The organism is Rhizobium sp. Leaf371 (assembly GCF_001424045.1).
Lineage (GTDB): Bacteria > Pseudomonadota > Alphaproteobacteria > Rhizobiales > Rhizobiaceae > Ferranicluibacter.
Genome location: NZ_LMQB01000023.1, coordinates 355,206 through 378,969, shown reverse-complemented (window position 1 = coordinate 378,969; position 23,764 = coordinate 355,206). Strand labels below are relative to the sequence as shown.

At 63.8% G+C, this 23,764-nt stretch carries 19 protein-coding genes; 9 read left to right on the top strand and 10 right to left on the bottom strand.

What is annotated here, in order from left to right; translation table 11 throughout:
* Window positions 1–58 precede the first annotated feature (58 nt).
* On the top strand, window positions 59–1,363 hold the full coding sequence (pncB, locus tag ASG39_RS12495; protein WP_062595303.1) for a nicotinate phosphoribosyltransferase: 1,305 nt from the start codon (window positions 59–61) through the stop codon (window positions 1,361–1,363).
* Between the two features lie 131 nt (window positions 1,364–1,494).
* Here pncB and ASG39_RS12490 read toward each other — a convergent pair whose 3' ends face one another.
* Complete coding sequence (locus tag ASG39_RS12490; RefSeq protein WP_132535504.1) at window positions 1,495–1,761, bottom strand: hypothetical protein; 267 nt, start codon at window positions 1,759–1,761, stop codon at window positions 1,495–1,497.
* 165 nt (window positions 1,762–1,926) lie between these two features.
* Between ASG39_RS12490 and ASG39_RS12485 the strand changes: the two genes are divergently transcribed.
* Window positions 1,927–2,541, top strand: coding sequence for a TetR/AcrR family transcriptional regulator (locus ASG39_RS12485; protein ID WP_062595301.1), 615 nt, complete (start codon window positions 1,927–1,929; stop codon window positions 2,539–2,541).
* 96 nt (window positions 2,542–2,637) lie between these two features.
* Here ASG39_RS12485 and ASG39_RS12480 read toward each other — a convergent pair whose 3' ends face one another.
* On the bottom strand, window positions 2,638–3,024 hold the full coding sequence (locus tag ASG39_RS12480; RefSeq protein WP_062595300.1) for a hypothetical protein: 387 nt from the start codon (window positions 3,022–3,024) through the stop codon (window positions 2,638–2,640).
* A 288-nt stretch (window positions 3,025–3,312) separates the two neighbouring features.
* Here ASG39_RS12480 and ASG39_RS12475 point away from each other — a divergent pair, with 288 nt between their 5' ends.
* Together ASG39_RS12475 and glgA are read left to right on the top strand one after the other, a co-directional pair.
* Entirely contained in the window at window positions 3,313–3,612 is a 300-nt protein-coding gene (locus ASG39_RS12475; RefSeq protein ID WP_062595299.1) for a DUF2934 domain-containing protein, read from the top strand.
* A 244-nt stretch (window positions 3,613–3,856) separates the two neighbouring features.
* The gene (gene glgA / locus ASG39_RS12470) at window positions 3,857–5,314 is read left to right on the top strand and encodes a glycogen synthase GlgA (RefSeq protein ID WP_062595582.1); all 1,458 of its coding nucleotides are present in this window, start codon (window positions 3,857–3,859) and stop codon (window positions 5,312–5,314) included.
* 118 nt (window positions 5,315–5,432) lie between these two features.
* Here the strand turns inward: glgA and glgX are convergent, their stop codons facing one another.
* Complete coding sequence (gene glgX / locus ASG39_RS12465) at window positions 5,433–7,523, bottom strand: glycogen debranching protein GlgX (RefSeq protein ID WP_062595581.1); 2,091 nt, start codon at window positions 7,521–7,523, stop codon at window positions 5,433–5,435.
* A gap of 383 nt (window positions 7,524–7,906) precedes the next feature.
* On the opposite strand from glgX, the gene treZ reads away from it, so the two are divergent.
* From treZ to ASG39_RS12450, 3 genes are all read left to right on the top strand, one after another.
* Complete coding sequence (gene treZ / locus ASG39_RS12460) at window positions 7,907–9,697, top strand: malto-oligosyltrehalose trehalohydrolase (RefSeq protein WP_062595580.1); 1,791 nt, start codon at window positions 7,907–7,909, stop codon at window positions 9,695–9,697.
* Between the two features lie 204 nt (window positions 9,698–9,901).
* The gene (locus ASG39_RS12455; protein ID WP_062595298.1) at window positions 9,902–10,831 is read left to right on the top strand and encodes a VOC family protein; all 930 of its coding nucleotides are present in this window, start codon (window positions 9,902–9,904) and stop codon (window positions 10,829–10,831) included.
* A gap of 177 nt (window positions 10,832–11,008) precedes the next feature.
* Window positions 11,009–11,611 (top strand): alpha/beta hydrolase, encoded by a 603-nt coding sequence (locus tag ASG39_RS12450; protein ID WP_062595297.1) that lies wholly within the window; start codon window positions 11,009–11,011, stop codon window positions 11,609–11,611.
* A gap of 4 nt (window positions 11,612–11,615) precedes the next feature.
* Here the strand turns inward: ASG39_RS12450 and ggt are convergent, their stop codons facing one another.
* The 6 genes from ggt to oiaX all read right to left on the bottom strand — a co-directional run bounded on the left by ggt (window position 11,616) and on the right by oiaX (window position 19,973).
* Window positions 11,616–13,355 carry a gamma-glutamyltransferase gene (gene ggt, locus ASG39_RS12445; protein ID WP_062595296.1) on the bottom strand — a complete coding sequence of 580 codons (1,740 nt, stop codon included), beginning with the start codon at window positions 13,353–13,355 and terminating at the stop codon, window positions 11,616–11,618.
* Window positions 13,356–13,457: 102 nt separating this feature from the next.
* On the bottom strand, window positions 13,458–15,401 hold the full coding sequence (locus ASG39_RS12440; RefSeq protein WP_082477201.1) for a hypothetical protein: 1,944 nt from the start codon (window positions 15,399–15,401) through the stop codon (window positions 13,458–13,460).
* Window positions 15,398–16,432: a Gfo/Idh/MocA family oxidoreductase gene (locus tag ASG39_RS12435; RefSeq protein WP_062595295.1), complete on the bottom strand. Its 1,035-nt coding sequence runs from the start codon at window positions 16,430–16,432 to the stop codon at window positions 15,398–15,400. The genes ASG39_RS12440 and ASG39_RS12435 overlap by 4 nt, the downstream gene beginning before the upstream one ends.
* A 44-nt stretch (window positions 16,433–16,476) precedes the next feature.
* The gene (locus ASG39_RS12430; protein WP_277995968.1) at window positions 16,477–17,274 is read right to left on the bottom strand and encodes a phosphogluconate dehydrogenase C-terminal domain-containing protein; all 798 of its coding nucleotides are present in this window, start codon (window positions 17,272–17,274) and stop codon (window positions 16,477–16,479) included.
* 100 nt (window positions 17,275–17,374) lie between these two features.
* Entirely contained in the window at window positions 17,375–18,718 is a 1,344-nt protein-coding gene (locus tag ASG39_RS12425) for a four-carbon acid sugar kinase family protein (protein ID WP_277995967.1), read from the bottom strand.
* Window position 18,719: 1 nt separating this feature from the next.
* Entirely contained in the window at window positions 18,720–19,973 is a 1,254-nt protein-coding gene (oiaX, locus tag ASG39_RS12420) for a 3-oxo-isoapionate-4-phosphate decarboxylase OiaX (RefSeq protein ID WP_062595292.1), read from the bottom strand.
* Between the two features lie 232 nt (window positions 19,974–20,205).
* On the opposite strand from oiaX, the gene ASG39_RS12415 reads away from it, so the two are divergent.
* Together ASG39_RS12415 and ASG39_RS12410 are read left to right on the top strand one after the other, a co-directional pair.
* Window positions 20,206–20,919, top strand: a complete 714-nt coding sequence (locus ASG39_RS12415; RefSeq protein ID WP_062595291.1) for a transcriptional regulator NanR — start codon at window positions 20,206–20,208, stop codon at window positions 20,917–20,919.
* Between the two features lie 178 nt (window positions 20,920–21,097).
* Window positions 21,098–22,318 carry an adenylate/guanylate cyclase domain-containing protein gene (locus tag ASG39_RS12410; RefSeq protein WP_062595290.1) on the top strand — a complete coding sequence of 407 codons (1,221 nt, stop codon included), beginning with the start codon at window positions 21,098–21,100 and terminating at the stop codon, window positions 22,316–22,318.
* Between the two features lie 153 nt (window positions 22,319–22,471).
* On the opposite strand, the gene ASG39_RS12405 is transcribed toward ASG39_RS12410, so the two are convergent.
* Window positions 22,472–23,719: a capsular polysaccharide biosynthesis protein gene (locus ASG39_RS12405; protein ID WP_244481216.1), complete on the bottom strand. Its 1,248-nt coding sequence runs from the start codon at window positions 23,717–23,719 to the stop codon at window positions 22,472–22,474.
* Between the last annotated feature and the right edge of the window lie 45 nt (window positions 23,720–23,764).

Sequence of the window (23,764 nt, the reverse complement as noted above, 5' to 3'; positions counted from 1 at the left end):
CGGCACGGGAGGAATGTCCGCAGCGGCCCGGCCGTGGACGCGGATGCGAGGATACGGCATGACGAAGACGGATATTGCGCGGCGCGTCTACGACAATGCCTGGAAGCTCGACCCGGTGGTGCGCAGCCTTCTGGACACGGATTTTTACAAGCTTTTGATGTTGCAGATGATCTGGCGTCTTTACCCGGATGTCGACGCGACGTTCTCGCTGATCAACCGGACCAAGACGGTGCTCCTGACGGAGGAGATCGACGAGCAGGAACTGCGCGAGCAGCTGGATTACGTCCGCACGGTGCGCTTCACCAAGAAGGAGATGATCTGGCTTGCCGGTAACACCTTCTATGGCCGCAAGCAGATCTTCTCGCCGGATTTTCTGGCCTGGCTCGCCGATTTCCAGCTGCCGGATTACGAGCTCTCGCGCCGCCACGGCCAGTACGAGCTGACCTTCCCCGGCAAGTGGACGCATACGAGCATGTGGGAAATCCCCGCTCTCGCCATCGTCAACGAGCTGCGGTCGCGCACGGCGATGAAGGATATGGGGCCCTTCGCCCTCGATGTCCTCTATGCCCGCGCCAAGGCGAAGATGTGGTCGAAGGTGGAGCAGCTGAGGGCGGTTCCCGACCTGCGCATTTCGGACTTCGGCACGCGGCGTCGCCATTCCTTCCTGTGGCAGCGGTGGTGCGTCGAGGCGCTGAAGGAAGGGATCGGCGAGTCCTTTTCCGGCACCAGCAACGTGCTTCTCGCCATGGATACCGATCTCGAAGCGCTCGGCACCAATGCGCACGAACTGCCGATGGTGGCGGCGGCGCTCGCCAATACCGATGCCGAACTGGCGGATGCGCCCTACAAGGTTTTGCAGGACTGGAATCGTCTTTACGGCGGCAATCTGCTGATCGTCCTGCCGGATGCGTTCGGAACGGCGGCCTTCCTCAAGAACGCGCCCGACTGGGTCGCCGACTGGACGGGTTTCCGTCCCGACAGCGCTCCGCCGATCGAGGGCGGCGAGCGCATTCTCGACTGGTGGCGCGCCCATGGCCGCGACCCGAGGGAAAAGCTGCTGATCTTCTCCGACGGGCTCGATGTCGACATGATCATCAAGACCTACCGGCATTTCGAGGGGCGGGTGCGCATGAGCTTCGGCTGGGGCACCAACCTCACCAATGATTTCGCCGATTGCGCCCCGACGGAGGTCGGTGGGTTGAACCCCATCTCCATCGTCTGCAAGGTCATCGACGCCAATGGCCGTCCGGCCGTCAAGCTGTCCGACAATCCCCGCAAGGCCACCGGCGATCCGGCCGAGGTCGAGCGGTACCTGAAATTCTTCGGCACGCAGGATTTCGAGGAGCTCGCCGTTCGCGTCTGACGCGTTTGACGCGGACCGCAAGACGAAAAAACCCGACCGGAGGAGGCCTTCCGGTCGGGTTTTGGTGTGCCCGGGAACAGGGCGTCGCTCGGGCCGGCTCACGCGGAGCGAACCCGGGGATCGGGATGCGATCAGTAGCAGGCAGCGCAGGCGGAGCCCGTGCGCACCGCGAGCGGGTGCACCATCGCAAGCAGGCGCCGCTTCGGGGCGGCCAGAAGCTTGGCCGCATGGGTGCGGGCGCCGCCGGGTTCCGGCTTGGCGTTTTCCAGCGCGTTCGCTGCCGAATAGAGCAAGGTCCTGAATTGCGAGGAGGTCACGCCATCCGCCCGCATCACGGCGCGGATCATCGGATCGGTCAGCACCTCGTTCAGGGTCAGATCGTCATTCGCCATGTTCATGGCCTTCTCCTTCGTGTCGTCCACAGTCGAGGGCAGGCAGGGTTGGGCCTGTCCTTGACCGAAATGCTTTGGTGTGTTACCGGTAAGTAACAAGCCATTTGTTACCGAACGGTCACACCTATGTCAATCGCTGTCGTGAATAAAAACGCCAAACGTGGCTCTACTGTGAAGCCGGAAGCGGAATCGACGTCGGTGCCCAGCCCTTCGTCGGCAAAGGTCGCCCCGCGGGACCGGATCGTGACCACGGCCTGCGAATTGTTTCGCCAGCACGGCATTCGCGGCATCGGTGTCGATGCGATTGCCGAAGCGGCTTCGACCAACAAGATGACACTCTACCGGCATTTCGGCTCCAAGGACGATCTCGTTTGCGAGACCCTTCGCGTCACCTCCGAGAAGAGCGACGCGATGTGGGCAGACATCGAGACGCGGTTTCCCGATGACGCCAGGGCGCAACTTGGTGCCTGGGTGACGGCGCTGTCCGACTGTCTTCAACGCGAGTCTTTCGGCTGCGATATCGCCAACGCCGCGGTTGAGCTGAAGGAAGCCAACCATCCGGCCCACGCCGTCATCGAGAACTTCAAGATCCTGCAACGCGGCAAGCTCACCGGTCTTTGCCGGCGCACGGGCACGAAAGAGCCCGAGACGCTGGCCGACACCTTGTTGCTGCTGTTGGAAGGTGCTCGCGTCAGTCGTCAGGCGTCGGGTCTCGAAGGCCCTGCCCAGTGTTTCCAGCGCGCCTGCCGCAACACGCTCAATGCCTTCGGCATCGGCACGGCCTGACCTCTGGTCGGATCGTACCGCGCATCATCATAAAAAAAGAGCCATCGCGGCGCTGTCGCGATGGCTCTTTTGCTTCGGCATCACGCCGTTTTGAAATTACATCCCGTCGCGCTGCAGGAGCGCACGAACCTCTTCGAAGCGGCGCTTGTTGGCATCGTTGCGCTCATTCGGGCCATAACAGGTGCTGGACACGCAGAAGCGCTGCAGATTGAAGGGCGCCGACGTGTTCTGGAATTCGCATTCGATGGAATCCACCATGTCCTTCTTTTCCACGCCCTCGCGCGTCGAATAGGTCAGGCGCGCGCCCGGCGGCTTCAGTTCCGGAAAGGACTGCACGACGCCGGTCTGAAGCGTGTCGGCGAGAAGCAGGTGCTTTGCAACCTGAACGCAGACATCTTCGATCTTCGGCGTTTGCGCGGCGGCCGGCGACAGGCCGATGAAACCCGATGCAGCGGCAATGGCTAGAACAATCCGTTTTCTCATGACACACTCCGGAAGGCCGCCTCTGGCGGCAGTGACTTGGCGGAGTCTTCGCGTTGGCTGAAAGGGCCGGCGGCAAGACGATCCGTGAGCGCTAGATAGGGCGGTTTCGACCGCCATCCAGTTGCTTCGGCCACGCTTGCGCCGAGCAGTTGCTTTCTTTCGCAAAGTCTCGTCGCTCCTCATTCGGGAAGCGCCGGGAACAGGCAGTATATCGATCCTGCTCTGGAACCAAATCGGCGCTCCTTAATTTGGGAGTGGCGGTAATCCGATCATCAAAGGGAGAAGGCCATGACCGAGAAAGACGAAGACCTGATCAAGAAGCGGGCCTATGCCTTGTGGGAGTCCGAAGGTCGGCCGGAAGGTCGCCATGATGAGCATTGGAGCAAGGCGCATCAGGAACACGCAACGGCCGAGAACACGTCCGTGCTGGGCGAGCCGGACAGCCCTGAAGAGCCGCAGCGCTCTGAAAAGAATGCCGCGCCCGTCGACAAACCTGCAAAAGCCGAGCCGGCGAAGCCTCCGCTGTCCGTCGTGGAGGGTGGCGCTGCGGCAAATCCCGGCGCCAAGCGCAAGCGAAAAACGGTCTGAGACCGCACAGGCGCCGGGTTCGCCCGGTGCCTGATTTCCCCGTGTAACGGCACCCGCCGCCGATCGATCCGCCCGGTGGGTGTCTCTCCTCTCGCACCGCACAAGTTTCTCGCCTGCTCCGCAATATTTGTGCGGACAGGGGGATCGCTTTCCTCCATCATTGGAGCATGAGGGGTTTCGCTTTTCTCCCGACCTCCATTTCAGCCGGCAATCCCTCCGGATTGCCAAGAGGAACGTGGCCTTCGTGAACGTACTGTCTGTAACGTCGGAAATCTTCCCTTTGATCAAGACCGGCGGCCTCGCCGATGTGACAGGGGCTCTGCCGAAAGTGCTGGCCGCACGCGGCTATCGGACCCGAAGCCTAATCCCCGGCTATACCTCCGTTCTCGCCGAGATCAGCGATGCGCGGCCCGTGCATTTCTTTCCCGATCTCTTCGGAAATCCGGCCTGGCTGCTGGAGGCCGAATGCCAGGGTCTCGACCTCCTGGTGCTGAACGTACCGGCGCTCTATGACCGTCCGGGCGGGCCCTATGTCGGCGAGGATGGCATCGACCATCCCGACAATTGGAAGCGCTTCGCCGTGCTGTCATACGTGGCGTCGGCTGTCGCGGGCGGACTTCTGCCGGATTGGACACCCGATCTCGTCCATACGCATGACTGGCAGACGGCGCTGACCTCGGTCTACATGCGCTATTCCACCAATGCGCAGGCGATCCCCTCGGTTCTTACCATTCACAATCTCGCTTTTCAGGGTCAGTATTCGGCCGCGCACCTGAAGGATATCGGCCTCCCGCCCGAAGCCCTGTCGATCGATTGCCTCGAATATTACGGCGATATGAGCTATCTCAAGGGCGGCATCCGCACGGCAAGCGCGATCACCACCGTCAGCCCGACCTATGCCCGCGAAATCGTCTCACCGGAGCTCGGAATGGGCATGGAAGGCGCGCTTCTGTCGCGGCTCGATACGTTTACCGGGATCGTCAACGGCATCGACAGCGAAATCTGGGATCCGGCGACCGATCCCTACCTTCCGGCGCGATACGATGTCCGGCAGATCCGCAATCGCAGTCTCAACCGCACCCGCCTGCTTGAGACCTTCCGGCTCGATCCGACACCGGGACCTGTCTTTGCGGCCGTCACCCGGCTGACCTGGCAGAAGGGCGGCGATATGCTGGCCGAAGTCGCAGAAGAGATCGCGGCGCTGGGTGGAAAGCTGATCGTGCTCGGCAAGGGCTCGAAGGATATCGAAACGCAGCTCCTGCTTGCCGCAGGCCGTCATCCCGGCAGGATCGGCGTTCGGATCGGCTATGACGAGGAAACGGCGCATCTCGTGCATGGCGGCACCGATATCATCATCCAGCCATCCCGCTTCGAGCCTTGCGGCCTGACGCAGCTCTACGCGCTGCGCTACGGTGCCGTGCCGGTCGTGTCGCGCACCGGCGGCCTTTCGGAAACGATCATCGATGCGAATGATGCGGCCATGTCCGCACGCGTGGCCACCGGCTTTCAGTTTCACCCCGCCACGAGCGACAATCTGCGCCTTGCCATCCACCGGGCATTCCATGCCTATCGGGATCCGAAGAAGTGGGCCCGCTTGCAGAACCAGGGCATGAAGGCCAATTTCTCCTGGGAGCGAAGCGCCGAGCAATATGCCGAGCTCTACGGCCGGGTCATCGCCAAGGCGAGAAAAGCGGTCGCCTGATCGCTTTGAGATTGCTTCGTACCACCAATGAAGAAAAGCCGGCCTGACCGCGTGTCAGACCGGCTTTTTCGTGTGGCTATCCCCGCCGGCCCGCAGACGGCGTGCCGGCCGGAACCGGTCAGGCCGGGCGGAAGACCGCGAGGCTGCGGGCCTGCATGTCGAACGGCTCGGCCGCATCGACAGGCTGCGCCTCAACGTCCGGATCGTCCGTCGTCAGTTCGAGGACCCAGTTGCCGCCGGGGCATTCGGGAAGCACGAACGGTACGACGCCGTCATGCGGATTGAAGATCATCAGGATTTGTGACCAGACGCCGTCCTTTTCGACAAGGTCTTCGCGCGAGATCATGGCGCCGATCGTCGTGCCGCCGCCGTCCTGCCACTGCTCCTCGGTCTGCTCGCCGCCGCCAGCATTCAACCAGGTGATGACCATGCCGTCGCGCCAGTTCTCGCGGTGCAGAAGCGGCTGGTTGGCACGCAGCGTCGTCAGCCGGCGAACGAATTCGCGCAGGACCTCTGCGCTGGGCGGCAGGTTCTCCCAGTGGATCCAGCTGATATCGCTGTCCTGGCAGTAGCCATTGTTATTGCCCATCTGGCTGCGGCCGAACTCGTCGCCGCCCAGAATCATCGGCGTGCCGTGCGAGAGCAGCAATGTGGCGAGGAAGTTGCGCTTCTGGCGCTCGCGGGTCGCGTTGATGGTCTCGTCGTCGGTCGGACCTTCGGCGCCATAATTGAAGCTGCGATTGTCGCCGTGGCCGTCCTTGTTGTCCTCGCCATTCGCGTCGTTGTGCTTCTCGTTATAGGAAACGAGGTCGTTGATGGTGAAGCCATCATGCGCTGCGACGAAGTTGACGCTGGACCAGGGGCGGCGACCACGAAGATCGTAGATATCGCCGGAGCCGAAGAAGCGGGCTGCGAAGTCCGGTGCCGTTCCGTCCGTATCCATCCAGTAGTCGCGGACCGTGTCGCGATATTTGTCGTTCCATTCGGCCCAGCCGGGCGGGAAGCCGCCGACCTGATAGCCGCCCGGTCCGATATCCCACGGCTCGCCGACGAGCTTGACCTTGGAGAGGACCGGATCCTGCGTGACGGCGTCGAAGAAGCCGCCGCGCTCATCGAAGCCCTCGGGTTCGCGGCCGAGAATGGTGCCGAGGTCGAAGCGGAAGCCATCGACATGCATGTCCTCGACCCAGTAGCGGAGTGAATCCGTCACCATCTGCAGGACGCGGGGATGCGAGGTGTTGACCGTATTCCCGGTGCCGGTGTCGTTGATGTAATAGCGATGGTTATCCGGCAGGGTGCGATAGTAGGAGAAGTTGTCGATGCCCTTGAAGGAGAGCGTCGGTCCGAGTTCGTTGCCCTCGGCCGTATGGTTGTAGACCACGTCGAGAATGACCTCGATACCGCCATCGTGCAGCGCACGAACCATGTCGCGGAAGCCGTCGAGCGCGCGGGGACCGTAATAGCGCGTTGCCGGCGCGAAGAAACCGAGCGTGTTGTAGCCCCAGTAATTGTGCAGGCCCTTGTCGACCAGCATGCTGTCGTCGGGGAAGAAGTGCGTCGGCAGCAGCTCGACCGAGGTTATGCCAAGACTTTTCAGATAATCGACGGCGGCCTTGTGACCCATGCCGTCGAAGGTGCCGCGCAGGTTTTCCGGAATGGCAGGATGCAGCTTGGTGAAGCCTTTGACGTGCGTTTCGTAGAAGATGGTCTTCGACCATGGGACGATCGGTCCGCGGTCGCCCTTCCAGTCGTAGGTCTTCGGATCGATGACCCGCCCCTTCGGCGTGACAGACGCGCTGTCGAGCGTGTTGAAGGTGAGATCCTTGTCGTCTTCCGCGTCCATGTCATAGGCGAAATGCGCCTTGGACCATTGAACGTCACCCACGAGCTCGCGGGCATAGGGGTCCACCAGAAGCTTGTTCGGGTTGAAGCGATGACCACGCTCCGGATCGTAGGGCCCATGCACACGGTAGCCGTAAAGCGCACCGGGTTTCAGGCCGGGGATGTAGCCGTGCCAGATCTCGTTGGTATATTCCGGAAGTTCGATCCGGGCGACTTCGACGGCGCCGCTGTCGTCGAACAGGCAAAGCTCGATCCGCTCGGCGTGGGCGGAGAAGATCGCGAAATTGACGCCATCCTTGTCGGGCGTCGCTCCCAGCGTGTGCCAGAACCCCGGCTCGACTGCATATTGTTTGACTCTGGCGTCCATGACGGCATCCCCTGTTTCGGCCCGTTCAGAAATTGTGCGGCGCATCATTTTGTTCCCTTGCGCATCGGGAATCTTTTCATGGCATAGCCAATGGTTCCGCTCTTGCCGGGCCTCGCTGATCTACGCATCCGGGCTCTAACGGGCGTGGCCACAACAAGTTCAATCACCGATAAACATTGCGTGTCCGACATCGTCGTCCCTGGATGTGCGGCCGTCGCGACGCATATGCATTCGCAGTGCAGCATTCGCTTGATCGCACCCGGAACCTTTGCCCGGATCCGGTTGTTGAGGGGCGGATAAAAGCCGATGCGGGGCGCACGACGCACCACACCTCCGGGCCAAACCGGAGCCAGAACCGAGACGAGGACAGGATGGACTCCCTGATGACAACCGAGAGTGTTGACCCTTCCGCAAACCAGCAGACCACCGCTTGGGGGCCCGAGCTTCTGGACGGGGGAGGCGCGCGGTTCCGTCTCTGGGCGCCGGGCGAGGATCGGCTGACGCTTCGGCTGGACGGCGCGGATCACGAGATGGGCAAGGCAGGCGAGGGCTGGTTCGAGGCCGTCATTCCCGAGGCAAAACCCGGTGCGACCTATGCCTTCGTGCTGCCGGACGGCAAGGTCGTGCCGGACCCTGCAGCCCGCGCGCTCGCGGAGGACGTTCACGGTCCCGCAGTGCTGGTCGATCCCGACGCCTATGAATGGCGGAACACCGGCTGGAACGGCATGCCCTGGGCCGAAACGATCCTCTATGAACTTCATATCGGAACGTTTACGCCGGAAGGCACATTCCGGGCGGCAATCGACAAGCTTGCCGATCTGGCGGAAACCGGCATCACGGCCGTCGAGATCATGCCCGTCTCGCAGTTCGGCGGCACGCGAGGCTGGGGTTACGACGGTGTCTACCCCTACGCGCCGCACAATGCCTACGGGACGCCGGACGACCTCAAAGCCTTCATCGATGCCGCTCACGGCTTCGGCCTGATGGTCTACATGGATGTCGTCTACAATCACTTCGGCCCCGACGGGAACTACCTGGGTGCCTATGCGCCGGATTTCTTCCGCGAGGGCAAGAAGACGCCCTGGGGCGCGGCCATCGCCTACAGCAAGGATCCGGTGCGTGATTTCTTCGTCGGCAACGCACTGTACTGGCTCCGTGAATTCCGGATCGACGGCCTGCGCTTCGACGCGATCGACATGATCTTCGACGACGCGGAAACGCATGTCCTCATCGAGATCGCACGCCTGGCCCGCTCCGAGTTTCAAGGCCGCCATATCCACCTCGTCACCGAGGACCCCGCCAACCATATCGAACTGCGCCGCAGCGACGACAACGAAGCGCTGCTCTACGATGCCGACTGGAACGACGACTACCACCATGCGGCACATGTCGTCGCCACGGGCGAGAAGACGGGCTACTACGGCAAGTTCATCGACAAGCCGGTCGAGAACCTCGCGCGTGCACTGACCGAAGGCTATATCTTTCCCGGTCAGGAGCCGGTCGAGATGAGCGAGCCGATGCCGATGGAGGCCTTTGTCGGCTTCCTGCAGAACCATGACCAGATCGGCAATCGCGCGTTCGGCGATCGCCTGATCACGCTGACGTCGAAGGAAATGCTCAAGGCCCTGACCGTCGTCACCATGCTCGCGCCCCATATTCCCATGCTGTTCATGGGCGAGGAATATGGCGAGACGCGTCCCTTCCTGTTCTTTACCGATTACGACGGCGAACTCGGCAAGGCCGTGCGCGAGGGCCGGCGCACCGACATGGACAATTTCGGCGGTCTGCCGGAGGGCAAGTCCGTCGAGGATGTCGCAGACCCGAATGCCTTGGACACGATGGAGAACACCCGCCTCGACTGGTCGAAGGCCGAGACCGAGGAGGGGCAGGCTTGGCGTGCGCTCTATCGCGATCTGATCGCCATCCGCAAGCGTGCGATCGTGCCGCTGCTGCTCGCCGCGCCCAACACGCTCTCGGCTGGGACGATCCTCACCGCAGAGAGAAGATTGCTCGCCATCGATTGGCAGCTCGGCGACCGCCGCCTGCAGCTGCGCGCCAATTTCGGTGACATCCCCGCCGATCTGCCCCCGGCGACCGGGGAAACGCTTTACGGCGAGCACAGCACGCAGGGCATGAGGCCAAATTCGGTTCTCTTCGCCCTCGATCGCGCCTAGTCGAAGACGCGTTTCGGCGGCGGATACGGGATTCGCCGCCGGCTTCCGAGGTGTGAACAACGAAACCGGATTGTTCTCGAAATTGAGAACAATCCGTCCTGCATCGATCCTCTATCGCCAGCCGGCCTCCTGCACCATCTTGACCTCATCAGACGCCCGGCAGCCAAACGGCGGCAACACATCCGGGCAGGAAAGGATGAGATCATGATCGACCATATCAAGGGGCTCCATCACGTCACGTCGATGGCGGCCAATGCCCGCGTCAACAATGCGTTCTTCACCGATGTGCTCGGCCTTCGCCGGATCAAGAAGACGGTCAATTTCGACGCGCCCGACGTCTATCACCTCTATTACGGCGACGAGATCGGCACGCCCGGTACGGTCATGACCTACTTCCCGTTCCCGCATATCGCTCGCGGCCGTCCCGGCGCCGGGGAAGTCGGCACGACCGTCTTCGCGGTTCCCAAGGGCTCGCTTCCCTTCTGGGCGGATCGCCTGACCCAGAAAGGCGTGGCCGAGGTGACGCCGAGCGAGACTTTCGGCGAGAAGCGTCTGTCGTTCAAGGGTCCGGATGGCGATGGCTTCGCACTGGTCGAGACGGCCGACGATCCGCGCACGCCTTGGACGAATGGGGGCATCGGTGAGGATCACGCCATTCGCGGCTTCCACTCGGTGGCCATGCGGCTGAGGGATGCAGGCGCGACATCGGAGCTTCTCGGTTTCATGGGCTACGACACGCTGGAGACGCGAGACGGCGTCACGCGCCTTCTGGTGCCGGGCGCAAAGGCAGCGGGTGTCATCGACATCGAGACATTGCCGGACGCAGCCGGCAGCCGTCAGGGTGCAGGCTCGGTCCACCATGTCGCCTTCGCCGTCGACAATCGTGCAGCCCAGCTCGAGGTGCGCAAGGCTCTGATGGACACGGGCTATCAGGTCACCCCGGTGATTGATCGCGATTACTTCTGGGCGATCTACTTCCGCACGCCGGGCGGCGTGCTGTTCGAAATCGCCACCAACGAGCCGGGCTTCGAGCGTGACGAGGAACGGGCGCATCTCGGCGAAGCGCTGAAGCTGCCGCAGCAGCACAAGCACCTGCGGCCGATCCTCGAGCAGCAGCTGGAAAAGCTCGACTAAAGTGTGTCGCGCAAAGTGTGCCGCGGTTTCGCGACAACGGCATGCTTAGAACAGGGACTTGAAGCGCAAAGAGCGAATCGGAAAGATCGCGACGCGCTTCAAGCCACCACCGAAAACGGAACAGTCAGAATCCGGAGCCGTCGCAGACATGCGGTGGCCTCCGGCAGGAGCATTGTCATGACCGATAGGAACTACACGCACCTGATGAAGACGGGCGCACCGGGCGCACCGCTTCTCGTGACGCTGCATGGAACCGGCGGCGACGAAAACCAGTTCTTCACCTTCGCAAGCCAGCTGCGCCCGGACGCGACCATCCTGTCGCCGCGCGGTGACATCTCGGAACACGGTGCCGCCCGCTTCTTCCGCCGCACCGGCGAGGGCGTCTACGACATGGCGGATCTCGCCCGCGGGACGCAGAAGCTGGCCGCCTTTGTGCGCGAAAAGGCCGAAGCGGTCGGAGCATCCGAGATCTTCGGCCTCGGCTTTTCCAATGGCGCCAATATTCTCGCGAATATGCTGGTGGAGGCGCCCGATCTCTTCGACCGGGCCGCACTCCTGCATCCGCTGATCCCGTTTCAGCCGGCGCCGGCACCGGGCCTTGCCGGGCGCCGCATTCTCGTCACGGCAGGCGAGCGCGATCCCATCTGCCCGACGCCGCTGACCATCGCGCTCGCCGACTATTTCACGGCACAGGGTGCGACGACGCAGCTTTCCTGGCACAATGGTGGCCACGATATCCGCGACAACGAGATCGAGGCGATGCGCGCGCTGTTTGCGTGAGCGTTCAATAACCCCGCGCGGCACCCGATGCCGCGCGGCTGTCCATGGCCCCATAGTAGCGGGCGCCGCCTTTCGTTGCCGCTGCTTCCGCCGCCGTCTTGCCGCCGACGAGAATGCCGGCCGCCTGACCCCAGACGGGCCAGTTCTTGTCCGGCCCGATGTCATGGCCCATGCCCTGGAGGATCTTCAGCGTGTCGGCGGAAAGAGCGAAAGGCTCGATGGCCACCGAATCCGGCATCCATTGATGGTGCAGGCGCGGCGCATCGATCGCCTCCTGCAGCGTCATGCCATGGTCGATGACGTTCAGGATGGCCTCGAGCGTGATCGTGATGATGCGGGCGCCGCCCGGACTGCCGATGACCATGAACGGCTTGCCGTCCTTCGTCACGATGGTCGGGCTCATGGAGGACAGTGGGGTCTTCCCCGGCGCAATCGCATTGGCCTCCCCCTGCACGAGGCCATAGAGATTCGGCGCGCCGGGCTTGGACGTGAAGTCGTCCATCTCGTTGTTGAGCAGGATGCCGGTGCCGGGCGCGACGACGCCGGCGCCGAAGGAGCCGTTGAGCGTATAGGTGACGGAGACCGCGTTGCCCTTCTCGTCCATGATCGAGTAATGCGTCGTCTCGTGGCTCTCTCCCAGCCCCTTGGGGGTAAGCTCTGCGGAAACGCCGGCCTTCGCAAGGTCGATCTTGCCCCGGATCTCCTGCGCATAGACCTTGTCGAGCAGCTTCTCGACCGGGTTCTTGACGAAGTCGGGATCGCCGAGCGCCGAATTGCGATCGACATAGGCATAGCGCATGGCCTCGATCATGACATGCGCGGTGGCCGCCGAGCCGGCGCCAAGTTCGCCGAGCGGATAGCCTTCGAGGATGTTCAGGATTTCGCACAGGATGACGCCGCCCGAGCTTGGTGGCGGCGACGAGATGATCTCGTAGCCGCGATAGGTGCAGGTGACCGGCTTCAGTTCGCGAACCGTATAGCGCTGGAAATCCTCTTTCGTCAGGATGCCGCCCTTGTCGGTGCTGGCCTTGACGATATCGTCCGCGATCGCGCCCTTGTAGAACGCATCTGGCCCCGTTTTCGAGATGGCCGCAAGACTGCGCGCGAGGTCCGGCTGCACCAGCGTCGCGCCGATCTTCGGAGCCTGACCCTCAGGCGTCAGAAAGATCGCGGCCGCCGCCGGGTCCCGGCCGAGCTTCTTGACGCTGTTGCCGAGCGAGGCGACGTCGCCGCCATCGAGGGTGAAGCCCTGTTCCGCCAGCTTGATCGCGGGTGCGAGAAGCGCCTCGCGCGACAAGGTGCCGAAGCGGGTGCGCGCAGCCTCGAATCCGGCGACCGATCCGGGCACACCGACGGCGAGATAGCCATCCGTGCTGCGCCCTTTGGCGATCTCGCCCTTGTCGTCGAGATACATCGTCTTGGTGGCAGCCAGCGGCGCCCGCTCGCGAAAATCGAGAAAGCTCGTGCGACCATCGGCAAGGCGCACCGTCATGAAGCCGCCGCCGCCGATGTTTCCCGCCGTGGGATAGACGACCGCCAGTGCGTAGCCGACCGCAACCGCGGCATCCACCGCATTGCCGCCCTGTTTGAGGATTTCGACCCCGACATCCGAGGCCAGATGCTGGGCGGTCACGACCATGCCGTTTTCGCCGGCAACCGGCTGCGGCGAGGCTGCCTGCGCCGGTGAAACGGCAAGGCCGATCACGAGGGCGAGATGCACGAGAGGGGTGCGGATGAGGGTCATGCGTGGGGCTCCTCCGGATATGGCGACCAGGGCCGCAAGCAAAGAGGATAGCCCAAACGCCGATGCGCCGCTTCCGAAAAAATACCCGTTCAGAACACCGGCTCAGGCATCGATCCGCAGGACCCCGTAAGCGCCGAGCAGGATGTTTCCTTCACCGAGACGCTCGGCCTGCAACGCGCCGGCCGCAGCAACGACCATCGTTTCCGCATCGAGCCTGTAGACAGCGGCGTCGGCCGGGATGTCGAGCCCGGAGAGATCGAGCGCCTGCGGGATGGGCGTCAGGTTGACGAGGACGATCGTGTGGCCGGCCTTGCGCTCCACGCGCATTGCAAGAACCTGATCCGGTCGATCCGAGGCAAGAACGCTCGCCCTCGCGCCGGCGAGATCCGCAAGCAGGGCGACAGCATGAAACAAGGGTCGCCGTCCGCCCTTTGCGACGGGCTCGTCAGCGCCGGCGATCAGGCCGAACGGGCCCGTCAGCGCCGAAAGCGTCAGCTGGTCGAGCCCGGCGGGTGCGACGGAAATGGCGTAACCGATGGCATAGGCAGCGGCAAACAGGCCGTTCTGGCGCGGATCGCGGTTTGCCATCGGAATCCGGATGCCGTCCGGATTGTCCATCGTCCGGCTCCCATAGGGGTTTTGCCGCATGGGGAGGGTGGACGGGCCGATGCGATAGCGCCTGTCGCCATAGATTTCGCGCACCGAGCGGGTGATGAAGGGCAGCGCCTCCAGCGTCTGCATGACGCTGCGATCGTCCGCGGCATGCACGATCGGATTGGTGCAATGGCTGATGAAGTCCAGCGTATCGGCAGGCACGCGTTTGCGGTTGAGTTCGGTGAAATAGCTGAGCATGCCGCCGCCGAGCATGCCGGACGGAAAGGCATCCCTGGCCGCGGCATAGACGTCCTCCAGCGGCGGGCAGTCCGGCCAGGCGCTGCCGGGCGGTGTGGACTGCCGATCGACGGCGGGCGAGACCATCACGGCATCCGGTGTGAAGCCCGCAGCGTCCATCGCTGCGGCTATCGCGCGCAGTTCGGCATCGAGAGGCTCCCGGCAGGGCAGCGCGATTTCCAGCGTGGTCGATGTCCGATGCCGGGCCGCAAGAGCCGCAAAGGCAGGAAACGCAGCCGCATCATGGCCGGCGAGCGGATCGAAATGGAAGAGCAGAGCTTGAACCTTCGGGTCGAGGCCGGCGTCCAGCAGGAGAGCCGTTGCGTGAGCGTCCTTTGGCGTGACGATCAGCCCGATGGGCGGCAGCCTCCGTACCGGGCCGGCCTGCATCGTCAGTCGCAGAGGTGCATCGGATGGCGTCGCGCGGGAAGCGGCCTGGCGGGACCGCGTGTCCACGATCTGCAAGGTGACCTGCTGGGCGACATCGGTGCCCGGCTCGATTTGATAGGGCCAGGGGAGCGCGAGCGGCCGGACATAGGTCTTGTAGGAGGCGTCCGACCAGTTGCGCTGGTCTTCCATCTCGAACGTATCGCCCTCCATCCGGCATTCCGCCATCACGCCCGGCCGGGCCTGATGCGTGATGGCCCGCATGTCCTTGAAGGGCTGCCAGGGCTCGATGAGATCCGGCAGGACGGTCGCCTCGATGGTCCCGTCGATATGCTCGACCCGAACCGGCGTCCCCGCGATGCCGACGATCGGGTGAAGCACGCAGAAGCCGCAGCGGTTGGTCTCGAACCCCGTCTCGGACGTCGCCGTGCTGGAAAACCGCAATTGACCGCCGTTCTCACCGTCGATCCGGGCCTTCATATCGAGCCGCGTGCCGTCCGGGCCGTGGCATGTCGCGCGGTAGGATACGGTGAAGCCGTCCGCGCGCTGGTCCACCACGAGATCCTCGATCGCGGGATCGTAGGTGCCCCAGTCGCGATCGCGCACGAGGAAGGAGACGGCGCGAAGCACCTCGACACCGTCATAGCGGATGGTCCGCAAGGCGCCGCCGGACAGCTCGGCGGAAAGACCGCCGGCCGTCAGAACCAGACAGTCCGGCTCGGTCCGGAGCGTGCCGGTCAAGCGAAAGGCGAGCGCGTCCTCCGTCATGCGATCAGCGGGCCGATCGCGACCGGCTGAAGCGTCGCCGCACTTTCATAGGCCGCTTCCACCAGGGCGAAGGTCTTCAGATTGTCCGCCCCGGAAGTCGAGGTTTCCGCGCCCTCTGCCATTTTTTCCGTCCAGTGCTGCTGGATGGCAAGGACGCTCTCCTGGATATTGTGCCAGGGGCGCGATGCCCAGGGGAGGAGGGTCGGCGAGGCGTCGAGCGTATCGGTGCCCGCCGCATGGGTGATCTCCAGCCGATATCCCTGCATCAGCCGCAGCGAGCCTTCCGTTCCATCCAGCTCGATCAGGGTTTCGGGAAAAGTCTCGACGGCGGCCTTGGTGGCGTAGCTGACATCGACGACCGAGGTCGCGCCGGTCTCGTGATCGAGCAGGATCGTCGCCACGTCCTCGCCCTTGATGGCAGGATTGACGCGCTTGGTGCGGGCGGTGAGCGAGGTCACGTCACCCAGGATGTAACGGGCGATATCGAGCGTATGGATGCCCAGGTCTTCAATGATGAAGCGCGCACCTTCGGCCAGATAGGGCTGGCCGGAAAACACGTCATAGCCGGATCGGAAGGAAAAGCGACCCCAGAAGGGCGTGCCGATCTGCGCGGCGTCCAGTGCCTTGCGCACGGCCTGGATCGGCGTCTGCCAGCGAAAATTCTCGTGGATCATCAGCGGGACGCCCGCAGCGTTGCAGGCGGCGACCATGGCCTTGGCGTCGGCGAGTGTCGGCGCGAACGGCTTCTGGCAGATGACGGGCAGGCGGTGGGCGGCGGCCATCTCCACCAGCGCGCGATGGCTGTTGACGGTGGTGGCGATATCGACGAAATCGAAACCGCCATCGGCCATCATTTGCGCGGCATCGCTATAGCGACGCGCGATCCCGAACTGGTCGCCGACGATCCGCAGCCGATCCGGGTCGCGGTCGCAGATGGCGACGATCTCCGCACCCTCCACATCCTGCCAGGCATGCATCTGGTTGACGGCGAAGAAGCCGCAACCGATCAGCGCTCCCTTGAAATTCGGCATCGGCTGTATCCTTGAGAAGGTGTCATTGCGTGTCCGGCGGGCGCTCAGGTGATCCGCCGAATGCTCTCGGCGATTTCCTGCGGCTCGAAGACGTTCTTCCAGTCGTCGCGCATCAGCGCGGGGATGCCGAACTCGATTGCCTTGTTGCAGGCATCCGAGAACACGCCGTCCACTTCCTTGAAGATGACGGCGCCGAGCACGTTCATGTGGCCGAGCAGGAAGTCGCGCGCCGCCTGTTCCGGCACGCCGCGCTTCACGCATTCGTCCAGCGCCTGGCTCATGACGACGAGCAGCGAGGCGCAGACGGTTTCCGACAGGCCGGGCTCGAGGATCGCCATCTGCTCGACCGTCACCCGATGCGACCGCATCACCGGCGCCCAGATGGTTTTTGCCACCTCGGCGGCGATGCCGCCGAAATGATCCTTCTTCGCCGCCATCTCCGTTTCGTCGTTGAAGATCGGGGGATGGCAGGGATGGGTGACGAAATAGGTGATGTCGGCCCGTTCCGGCAGATGGCCGGCAAAGGGGGCGGCGGCATCGAGCACGACGACCATGGTGCCCGGCGCGAGCTTGTCGATGATCCCCGAGGCGACCTTGCCGATGGCCGTGTCGGGGACCGCGAGAACCACGACCTCGGCACCCTCGAGCGCCTCTTCCATGGGAAGGCAGGTGAGCCCGAGATCGGCTTGCAGCCGCGCCTGCCCGGCCTCGCTCACCTCCACGGGGCGGATGTCGAAGCGCGAGCCGATGAGGTTGCGGGCAAGCCGCGTGCCCATTTTGCCGCCGGCGCCGAAAAGTGCGATCGAGGATGTCGAAGCGCGAGCCGATGAGGTTGCGGGCAAGCCGCGTGCCCATTTTGCCGCCGGCGCCGAAAAGTGCGATCGATGTCATGTGTGTTGATCCCGTTTTGTCGGAGCATCTAACGATAACTGGTATAATGAGTCAACCAGTTGATGTCGCATGCCCATCGCGGATCTGGGCAAAATAGCCGTCGCGTCCGACCTGTCCGCCCTTCAAGGCGATCTGCAAGCCGTTGGTCGGGGCGTGGAGACCATGTGCGGTACAGAGCGGCGATCCCGGTGTTTCCGGCAAAGGCAGCAACGTCGTCAGCGCATCGACCTTGAGCGCACCGAGCGCATGGCTCGACGTGTCGCCGCCCGCGATCACGGCACGCCCCAGCCCCTGCGTCTCGATCAGCCGCAGCAGAATCCGGCCAAGCATCTGGCCGAGACGATGCCGGCTGCCGGCCACCCGATCGATTTCGCCACCCCGGTCGGCTTCGGGTCCAAGGGCGGTGTGCAGGATGACGCTGCGGCCGGCAGCAAGGCTTGCCTCGGCAGCCTCCACCGCGCGGCCCATCACATACTCGCCATTCTCCCCGAGAAGTTCAAGAGGGTCGAGCGGCACGCCGTCGAACCCGTCGGCACCTGTCGCCTGCCGGATCTGACGTTCCGTGGTCGGCGAGACGCTGCCGGAGACGACCGCGATCCTGTCCGCTCGGCCTGGTGAGGGAAACGCCCGCACGCCCTCGACAAGCCCTTCGGCCTGCCAGGCCTGAAGGAGCGCGTATTCGATGCCCGACGAGCCCGCCATGAACCGGGACCCGCGCTGGGCCAGCCGGAGAAGCTGTGCGCCCGCAGCCTTCTGTGTCTCCGGCCCGTCCACGTCCAGCATCAATATGCCCTTGCCGGCCATCGTCGCGACCCGCGCGTCCACACCGGCGTCTGTCAGCGCGGTCAGATCGGCCAAGGCGATCGGCAGCGCCGTCTGGCGCCCGAGATGCAGCGTCAGATCGGCCTCGTTCATCGGCGTTACCGGATGCCGGCTCATGACCGGATGGCGGTCGATGCGGAAGATATCCTTCTGGTAGCCGGCAAATAAATGGCCGAAAGCGGTGTATCGTCTCAGTTGCGGCGCGCCGACGACGAGAGGCGCGATGTCCTGCCGAAACACGTCGAGCCCGATCTCGATCGCCCGGCCGATATTGCCGACCGTCGGAGCAGAATCGAAGGTCGAGCAGACCTTGTAGTGGCAGATGGCTGCTTCCCTGGCTTCCAGCCATTCAAAGACCGGCTTCAGTTCATCGTCCATCCATCCCGGCGTCTCGCTGCGGCTGGTGCCGGCAAGGCCGATGGCGCGGCAATGGGCGAAGCGCTGCAACAGCGCGTCATCGGGTATGCGCAGGAAGAGAACGGTCTCTACGCCTCTGGAGGCCAAGGCCTCCATGACGTCGGTCGAGCCGGTGAAGTCGTCGCCGTAGTAGCTGAGAAGCAGGGGTGCGACCACGTCAGGCATCCTTTCCGCCAAAAGTCTTCAGGGATGCGGCAAGCTCGGGATGGTCGAGCGCGTAGGTCTCCAATGGGATATCGGCAACGGCCGCCTCCCAGGCCTGTTGAACGGCATGGACGCCGGCAGCGGGGCCGCCGGGATGGCTGACGATGCCGCCGCCGCAGAGGTAGAGAAGATCGGTCGTGCGTCCGGTGCGCCGGTAGGTCTCGGGCGCCTGCCCGCCCCATTGCCCCGATCCGGCCACGGGAAGCGGGCAATCCGCCGGCGAGAACAGCGGCGTGGACACGGCCTTGAAGGATTCCACGAAGCTCTCGTCCGGCTCCCAGTACTTGACGCCGATCCCGTTGATCTGGAACTGGTCCACGCCGAGCAGCCGCCAGAACTGCTGCCAGACCTTGAAGTCGAAACCGATGCCGGGATGCCGGGTGAGCACGTCCCAGCCATTGCGGTGGGCGTGCAGCACGAGGCCGGAGCGCTTGCGCAGGAAAGCCATGCCGCCCATGCCGATCGAGTTGATGTTGACGACCGCACAGTTGCCCCCGGCCGCCAGCACCATGTCGTGGTTGCGCATCATCTCGTCCGGGTCGGTGTGCGAAATGCCGAAGGCATACATGACCTTCTTGCCGGTCTTTTGCTCGTGATCGAGGATCAGCGGCATGATGGCGGCGACGCGCTCTTTCAGCGGCGAATAGGCCGGGCTCATCAGCTTCTCGTCGTCCTTGATGAAATCGACGCCCGAACCGATCAACTCCCCCACCAGCTCTGCCGTCTCCATCGGCCGAAGGCCGAGTGCCGGCTTGACGATCGTGCCGATGATCGGGCGGCCCTCGACGCCCGTGAGACGCCGGCTGCCCGGCAAGCCGAACTGGGGGCCCGGATAGGCCGCGCCATACTCCGGCGGCAGCTTGAGATCGACGACGCGGAGCCCCGTCATGCCCTTGATCGAGAAGATGCCGCCGATCGCGATCGTCATCAGCGCCGAGAGGTCGGTTCCCACGGCATCGAGAGGAAAGGCAATATCGACATCGGCCCGATGGATCGTCCCGTGGCCGGCCGGTGCCTCCGGCCAGCTCGGCGTTTTCGCGGGCTCGAGCGGCCGGATCGCGGTGACGCGCGCGGCAACGCGGGCCTTCAGCGCCTCGGTTTCACCCGGAACCGGCACGAATGTCCCGGTCGACTGATCGCTTGCGATCTTCGCAGCCATGGCGTCGACGCTGCCCGTCGTCTCGATGCGGTAGGTCACGGTGATCATCGGCTTGTCTTCCCCGGCTCGATCCACGCTTCGCAGGATCCCTGTTGATGAACTGGTATAATGAGTATAACAATCACGCAAGATATCGGGTCGGAGAAATTGGCGGGGATGACCCCCGCTCAATTCGGAACGAACTGCATATCGGGAGAAAGCATCGCGGCGCGCGCGTTCCGCTTTTCCCGGCGCCGTACGCATGCGAAGATGCAAGGGTTGAACAACCGACCGGGATTTCATGAGCCAGCCGACCGAGACCATCACGCGCCGAAAACTGTCCGACGAGGTTTTCTCCCGCCTGCAGGCGATGATCACGTCCGGCGAACTCAATCCCGGCGACGAAATGCCGTCCGAACGGGAGCTGATGGAGCGGTTCGGTGTCGGTCGACCGGCCATCCGCGAAGCGATGCAGGCTCTGGCCAATATGGGCCTCGTCGTCATCTCCCACGGCGAGCGGGCGCGCGTGCTGGAGCTCACGGCCCGCTCGATCCTGCGCCAGGTGGACACGACCGCCCAGATGATGCTGGCGAAATCCTCCGACACGCTGGAGCATCTGAAAAGCGCGCGCATTTTCTTCGAGCGGGGCATGGCGCGGGAGGCCGCAACCCGGGCGACGGACGCCGATATCGTGGATCTCAATCTCATCCTCGACCGCCAGGAAGCGGCACTGGAGGATGCCTCGGCCTTCATCGCTGCCGACATGGAGTTTCACAGCCGCATCGCCCGCATCTCCGGAAATCCGATCTATGTTGCCGTCAGCGAAGCCATGCTGGCCTGGTTGCGGGGCTATCACACGCATATGCTGATCTGGACCGGTAAGGAAACGATCACGCTCGCCGAGCACAGATCCATCATCGACTGTATCGTCGCCCGCGACGCCGATGCCACGGAGCAGGCCATGCTGCGCCACCTCGAACGCTCTCGCGCGCTCTACACGTCGAAGGACGCTTAAAGCCTCGGCGCTCCCTCGATGGTCATCGGCCTTTCCGAATTCGGGCTGAAAACGATTCCGGTTTGACGGAATATGCAGTAGAACCCGGCGCCCTCGGTTCCTTTTTTCGCCGTTCCGTTTCGATCACGAGCGACCGGGAACCGCGGCATCACGACGACGGCTACAGGGAGGGGCGGATATGGACGCAGGCGAAATCGCACGCATCTCCGCATGGTTGACGACACAGGGTCTCAAGGGTTCCGACGAGATGGAGATCATGCGCGGCTTCTGCGAGCATCTCCGCGCCGCCGGGCTGCCGATCGACCGGGGACTGGCGCTCATCGACACGCTTCACCCGGTCTATGAGGGGCGCGCGTTTCAGTGGGACAGTCGCGAGCCCGGCAAGGGCATGTTCGAATACGGCCCGACGAACGAGGGCGTTTCGGAAGAAAACTGGAAGCGGTCGTCCTTCCATCACCTGCGCGAGACCAACGGCAACGAGCTGCGCCGCCGCATCGGCTTCGGCGACCCGACCGATTTCTATGCGCTCGACACGCTGCTGGCGGAAGGTCATCGCGATTACATCGCCATGATCCAGCGCTTCTCGCCGGATAGCCATATCGGCGATATGGATTGCTTCTATTCGCACTGGACGACGGCCGACCAGGACGGCTTCACCGATGAGGGCGTGGAGGCCCTGCGGTCCCTTGTGCCCGTGCTGGCACTGGCCATCAAGGCGGGATCTCTGAACCGCGTCACCCGCACGATCGCGGAGGTCTATCTCGGCGAAGATGCGGCAAGCCACGTGCTGGAGGGGCGCATCACCCGGGGCAAGGCCGAGCGCATCTCGGCCGTGCTCTGGTTTTCCGACCTGCAGAACTATACCCGCATCACCGAGAGCCTCGCCCCGGACGAGATCATCCCGTTCCTCAACGATTACGCCGATGCGGTCATCACCTCCATCCACGAAGCCGGCGGTAACGTGCTGAAGCTGATCGGCGATGGCACGCTCGCGATCTTCAAGGCGGAAGAACGGGAGGATGCCTGCCGCCGGGCGCTCGATGCCGAGCGGCGCCTGCGCGGCAAACTTGCGGATCTCAATGCGCGCCGCACCATGGAAGGGCGCCCGACGACGGAAGTTTATCTCGGGCTGCATATCGGGGATGTGTTCTACGGCAATATCGGCAGCGCGGACCGCCTCGATTTCACGGTCATCGGTCCCGCCGTCAACGAGGTCAGCCGAATTGCGTCGCTCTGCCGCTTCGTCGATCGGACGGTCGTCATGTCCTCGCCCTTCGTCGCTGGCGCCCCGCCGCCGGGCGACAGGGAGGTCGTCTCGATCGGCCGCTACGCGCTGCGTGGCGTCAAGCTGGCGCAGGAACTCTTCACGCTGATGCCGATGCCGCAGGCGCAGGACTAGCAGAGGACGGCAAGCGAGCGTCGGGACGTCAGGCGGGAGAGGCCAAGGCGCCCAAGGCGTCTCGCGATCTTTCAGATCTCCTCCTTGCGCTTTCGGTCCTTGTTGACGCCTGTCATTACCGCACAACCGCTGCACACGTTTGCGCGACAGGCTTCAGGCGGCCTCTCGATCCGGACTGTCATCGAAAGGGTAGAGCAGCCGTCCGATGATGCGAAAGGCCCGCTCCGGTCGCTCGCGGAAGAAGTCGATCGGGTAGTGCCGATAGTAGTCCACATCCTCGGACGTTGCGACGCGCCTGACGGCCGCGGCGACGATCGGCGTGAGAGCATGGCGCCAACCCATCGCCCCGTAAGGGCCTGACAATGGCCATGCCGGCGGCTTCCGACGGGCGAAGGCCGGCGCGACAGGGCGACGGAGATCCCGGATGACGGCCTCCAATGTCGTGGTCGCTCCCGTATCCGGCTCGAAATAGCGTGGGTATAGAAGAAATGCCGCAGCAAAGACCTGCTCGACCGTCAGTTGGCGTGTCCGGCGCCCCACGCTCTGCCGATCGTCCGTCAGGCCCCATCCCGCATAGAAGGGCACGCCCAGGACGCTGACGGGTAACCGCCGCATGACCGCCTCGAATCCGGCGAGGGAGGTGATGGCATAGACATGGTCGATCGTCTCGAAAGCGCGCGACATCGGGATGCGCTCCGTCAGCACCGTACAGATCCGCGCGAGTTCGGACAGGTTTGCGGACGAACGGCGCACGCCGCTGAGGACATCGGGGTGCGGCTTGTAGATGACCTCCGCATCGGGATTCTCGGCCACCGACCGCCGGACCATCTCCTCGTTGGTCACGGGACTGGGGCAGCCGTAGCGGATCGACGCATCGCCATCCACCTGGCCGAGTGCGAGCACCCGGCGCCTGCCCTTGGCGCCATAGGGCAATGCGGCCCGATCGACGGGCGCGTTGTATTTGCTGATCCCCTGTAAGAGCAGCGCCTCCATTCCCCGACGCGCCCGTTCCATCAAAGCAGGGTCGGCGTCGAAGTCATAATGCTGCAGAATGTCTTCGAGGTCGGATGGCGTCCGGCTGTCGAAATAGGCGGTCCGGCTGTCCACGATCAGGGACAGGGGTGGGGTGCGACCGGCATGCGGAACGGCCGAGCGAATGAAGCCATCCTCGACGACATGGATCGGGATCGCATGCCGATGCGCAAATGCCGAAACCGTCTCCGGCAGGTTCAGGCTCCAGACGAAGATCTCGGGCGCAGCGGCAAGATCGATCCGATCGAGCCAATCCCGACGCAGCCGCGTTTCGCTGAGAAAGAAAGGGACGAAGACGAACGTTCTCTCGGGAAAATAGCGGCGCAGCACATCACGCTTCCAGGCGTGCATATGAAATGCGTAGGTCAATGTGGACGTCATGTCGGGTCGATCAGCGGCTCGTTGGTCATGCGG